This is a genomic window from Dokdonella sp. (genome assembly GCF_036518555.1).
Taxonomy (GTDB): domain Bacteria; phylum Pseudomonadota; class Gammaproteobacteria; order Xanthomonadales; family Rhodanobacteraceae; genus Dokdonella_A.
On sequence record NZ_DATDMY010000344.1, the window covers coordinates 1 to 4,475 of the forward strand.

The 4,475-nt window shown below is 69.9% G+C and carries 3 protein-coding genes and 1 pseudogene; 3 read left to right on the plus strand and 1 reads right to left on the minus strand.

The window, feature by feature from the left end; genetic code table 11:
- Together VI238_RS18680 and VI238_RS18685 are read left to right on the plus strand one after the other, a co-directional pair.
- On the plus strand, nt 1–2,052 hold a 2,052-nt coding region (locus VI238_RS18680; RefSeq protein WP_331653984.1), incomplete at its 5' end, for an insulinase family protein.
- 67 nt (nt 2,053–2,119) lie between these two features.
- The gene (locus tag VI238_RS18685; protein WP_331653985.1) at nt 2,120–2,509 is read left to right on the plus strand and encodes a DUF4156 domain-containing protein; all 390 of its coding nucleotides are present in this window, start codon (nt 2,120–2,122) and stop codon (nt 2,507–2,509) included.
- A gap of 222 nt (nt 2,510–2,731) precedes the next feature.
- On the opposite strand, the gene VI238_RS18690 is transcribed toward VI238_RS18685, so the two are convergent.
- Nucleotides 2,732–4,105, minus strand: a complete 1,374-nt coding sequence (locus VI238_RS18690) for a hypothetical protein (RefSeq protein ID WP_331653986.1) — start codon at nt 4,103–4,105, stop codon at nt 2,732–2,734.
- Between the two features lie 104 nt (nt 4,106–4,209).
- Here VI238_RS18690 and VI238_RS18695 point away from each other — a divergent pair.
- Nucleotides 4,210–4,475 (plus strand): annotated as a pseudogene (locus tag VI238_RS18695) (sterol-binding protein); the annotation flags it as partial.

The following is a 4,475-nucleotide window of genomic DNA, read 5'->3' on the forward strand; positions in this document are numbered from 1 at the left end:
ACGCGCGACACGATGACCGACCGCGTCGCGCAGACGCGCATCGTGCGCGAGTGGAACGTGCCCGGCCTCGCCGATGCGGACGAAGGCCTGCTCGAACTCGCCGCCGACGTGCTCGGCGGCGGCAAGACCTCGCGCCTGTACGAGCGCCTCGTCTACAAGGACAAGCTCGTCGACGACGTGTCGGTGTCGGTGCAGGCGTTCGCGCTCGCCTCGATGCTGCAGCTGACCGCCGACGTCAAGCACGGCGTCGACCCCGCCCGGGTCGAAGCCGCGATCGCGGACGAATGGAAGAAATTCCTCGAGAAAGGCCCGACCGACGACGAGCTCGCGCGCGTAAAGGTCGACAATCGCGCGCACTTCATCCGCGCGCTCGAGAAGGTCAACTCGAAGGCGAGCGTGCTCGCCGAGGGACAGGTCTACCGCGACGATCCGGCCGCGTACAAGCAGGATCTCGCGCGCATGGATGCCGCGACGCCGGCGACCGTGCTCGCCGCGGCGAAGAAGTGGATCGCGCGCGGCGACTACACGCTGACGATCACGCCCGCGCCGAAGGGCGACACGAGCGAGCCTGCCGACGAGATGGAGAAGCCCGGCCGCGCGGCGATCGCCGGACGCCCCGAAGCGAAGCTGCCGCCGCAGCGCGAATTCACGACGGTGCCGTCGTCGGTCGACCGCGCCAGGGGCGTGCCCGAGGTGGCGACCTTCCCCGACCTCACGTTCCCGGCGCTCGAGCGCGGCAGGCTCAAGAACGGCGTCGAGGTCGTGCTCGCGCAGCGCCACACGATCCCGGTCGTGCAGGTGCAACTGCTGTTCGATGCCGGTTACGCATCCGACCAGGGCCGCAAGCTCGGCACGTCCGCGTTCACGATGGCGATGCTCGACGAGGGCACCGCCGGGCTCGATTCGCTCGAAATCGCGCGTCGCGCCGAGCGGCTCGGCGCGATCATCGGCGCCGGTTCCGGCCTCGACAGTTCGAGCGCGAGCCTCAACGCGCTGAGCTCGCAGCTCGAGCCTTCGCTCACGCTGTTCGCCGACGTGGTGCGCAATGCCGCATTCCGCGATGCCGACATCGCGCGCATCCGCGGCCAGTGGCTCGCGCGCATCGCGCAGGAGAAGACGCAGCCGACCGGGCTCGCGCTGCGCAGCCTGCCGCCGCTGCTGTACGGCGCCGGCCACGCGTATGCGATCCCGTTCACCGGGTCGGGCACCGAGGCCTCGATCACGTCGCTCGCCGCGGCCGATCTCCACGCCTACGTGCGCGACTTCATCCGGCCGGACAATGCGACGATCCTCGTCGCCGGCGACACCACGCTCGAGGCGATCGTGGCGAAGCTCGATGCGGTGTTCGGCGACTGGAAGCCGGCCGCGACGCCGGTGCCGAAGAAGAACATCGCGAACGTCGAGCCGCCGAAGCGTCCGCGCCTGTACCTGCTCGACAAGCCCGGCGCGCCGCAGTCCCTGATCCTCGCCGGCGTCGTCGCGCCGTCGACCAAGGCGAAGAACAACCTCGAGATCCAGACCATGAACGGCGCATTCGGCGGCAGCTTCACGTCGCGCCTCAACATGAACCTGCGCGAGGCCAAGCACTGGGCCTACGGCGCCGGCAGCTTCCTCTCGAACGCGATCGGGCAGCGCCCGTTCATGATGTACGCGCCGGTGCAGACCGACAAGACCGCCGAGTCGGTCGCGGAGATCCTGCGCGAGGCGAACGAGCTCGTCGGCACGCGCCCGCTCACGCACGAGGAGATCGACAAGATCAAGGTCGGCGACGTACGCAGCCTGCCGGGCGAATACCAGACCACCGGAGCCGTGCTCGCGGCGATCAGCGGCATGAAGCTGTACGACCGCCCGGACGACTACGTGCAGACGCTCAAGCCGCGCATCGAGGCGCAGACCGATGCCGCGGTGCAGGCGGCCGCGCGGGACGTCGTGCGGCCCGGGTCGCTCACCTGGATCGTCGTCGGCGACCTCGGCCGCATCGAACAGCCGTTGCGGAAGCTCGAGCTCGGCGACGTCGAGGTCATCGACGCCGACGGCCGGAAGGTGCGCTGAGGCAGCGATGGCGCGCGTCGTTCAGCCCGCTCGCGCTAGGATGCGCGCCACTCATCGGAGGATTGCCATGCCGCGTTGGTCGCCGTTGCTCGTACTGTGCCTGCCGCTCGCCGCCTGCAGCTGGGGCATCAAGCTCGACTCCGGCGGCGACAAGGTGCGCACCGCCTGGAATGGCGACGTCGGCGGCTGTCGGGACGTCGGCAAGGTCACGGTCTCCGTGCTCGACCATGTCGGCCCGATGGATCGCAACGACCTCAAGGTGCGCGACGAGCTCGAAGTGCTCGCGCGCAACGAAGCCGCGACGCTCGGCGCCGACACGATCAAGCCGCTCGGCGAGCCGCGCGACGGCGAGCAGGCATGGGGCGCCTACCACTGCGGGCGTCACGAGCGCGCGCCGATGAAGATCGAGCAGAAGAACGCGGACGGTTCGACCGAAACCTTCCCGGTCAAGGACTGACCCGCCCACCGCTCGCGCAGGCGACGGCGACCATGCGGTTCGCCATTGCGAAGCGGAAGGTTCAAAGATTGAAACACGAAGGACACGAAGGACACGAAGGAAGCAAGAACCGATCGGAAATTGCTCTTCTTCGTGTGCTCCGTGTGCTCCGTGTTTCAATCTCCCTGCTTGCTTGTCTTGCTTGTCCTTCGTGTCCTTCGTGTTTCAATCTTCTGCTTCTTGCTAGCGCTCGAGCATGCCGCCCCGCGCCGACGGCGGCGGCGACGGACGCGCATGCACCGAATGCGCAGGCACGCCCACGGCGGCCTGCGCGCGCGGGCGCACGATCTCGTCGAACGGCACGATCTCGGCATCCGGATCGAACCGGCACGGTCCGGCGGCGTAGTCGGCGGTCGCGAGCATCTCGCATTGCCGCTGCAGGTCGGCGACCTCCGGCTGCGGCGCGCCGCCGATCCACTCACGCAGCGCTTCCCAGCCGGCGACGCCTTCGGCGTCGCTGAAGCCGCAATGGCTCGGCGTGTCCTCGTCGACGATCGCGATGACGCGCTGGTCGGCGGGCACGAGGTCGCGCACGAAGTCCTGGTTGCCGGGTACGACGAGCTCGTCGCGGCTCGTGTGCATCGACATCACCTTGACGTCGCCGACCGCGCCGCGGAAGTCCGAAGCCGCGTGCAGTGCGAGCGCGGCCGCGGGATCGGCGACGATGCGTTCGATGCCCGCATCGATCGTCGGGTCGCTCGAGTAATCGACGCCCGCGGTCGTGAACGGATTGCGCCCGCCGAGCTTGTCGTCCGCGCGAACGATGTCGGCGAGCACGTAGGTCGCATAGCCGATGTTGGTGACGAAGAAGTGCTCGTCGCTGATGTGCGTGAACGCCATCAGCTCGTCGAGCCGGCGCTGCATCGCGTCGGTGCGCAGATACGGCGGCAGGTTGACGCCGGTGCAGCGGTTCACCGCGACGAGCGCGCGCAGCACGCTTTCGTCGTCGGCGAGGTCGCCGATGTCGTCGGGGATGTCGTCGAGGTTCACCGCCCACGGCAACGGCTCGTCGCCTTGCGGCAGGTCGCCGACGTCGCGGCACACGACGTCGTAGGCGAGCCGCAGGTCGATCGCGCTGTCCCAGAGGCGGGCGCCCGCCGCCGCGGGGCACAGCGCATAGGCGCCGCGCATCGGTGGCAGGCCGCGCGTTTCGGCGAGGCGCAACGTGACGAGGCCGCCCATCGAGCCGCCGTAGGGGATCACTTCGCCGGGTTGGCCGACGCGTTCCGCGAACAGCCGCAGCAGCTCGCGGTTGTCGGCGATCGCGGTGAACAGCGCCCAGCCGCGCTGGCGGTAGCTCGTCGCGGCCACCGCGTAGCCCTCGGCGAGCATGACCGACTTCAGCGGACCGAGGCCGGGCGCGTCCTCGGGCGGCTTGAGGTCGAAGCCATGCTGGTAGAGCACGAGCGCGTCGCCCGCATGCCAGCCGTCGGGTACCTCGAACTGGTACCACGCGCCGGACGGCGCCTCGCCGCTGTAGACGCGACTCCCCGCATGCGCGGCGACGGCCGCGCCGAGTGCGATCACGCCGATGGCACGCTGGAGCCAGCCGCGCATGACGATGCTCCGGTAGTCGAAACCCGTACGCTACGGCGTCCTGCCTGAGCGGCGGATTACCGGACCGACCGCCGCGGCGGCCCGGGCAGGTAGAATCCGCGCCCATGCCTGCCGCTTCGTCGCGTGACCGCACGCCCAACCCCCTGCTCGCCGCGCTCGGTCGCGTGCTCGAGTCCGTGCTCGATCGCGCGATCGGGCTCGACCCGGACACGCGCACGCGCATGGCCGCGCTCGACGGCCGCTCGGTCACGCTCGATCTCGCGGGCGCATCCGGTCGCAGCGCACCGGCCCTGCGCATCGTCGTCGACGGCGACCGCCTGCGGGTCGGGCCCGCGTTCGAAGGCGACAGTGCGTTGCGCGTCGCCGCCTC

Bases quoted from the DNA above. Each gene is read 5' to 3' on its own strand.
- VI238_RS18685 (WP_331653985.1), top strand. From the start codon at position 2,120: ATGCCGCGTTGGTCGCCGTTGCTCGTACTGTGCCTGCCGCTCGCCGCC.
- VI238_RS18690 (WP_331653986.1), bottom strand. From the start codon at position 4,105: ATGCGCGGCTGGCTCCAGCGTGCCATCGGCGTGATCGCACTCGGCGCG.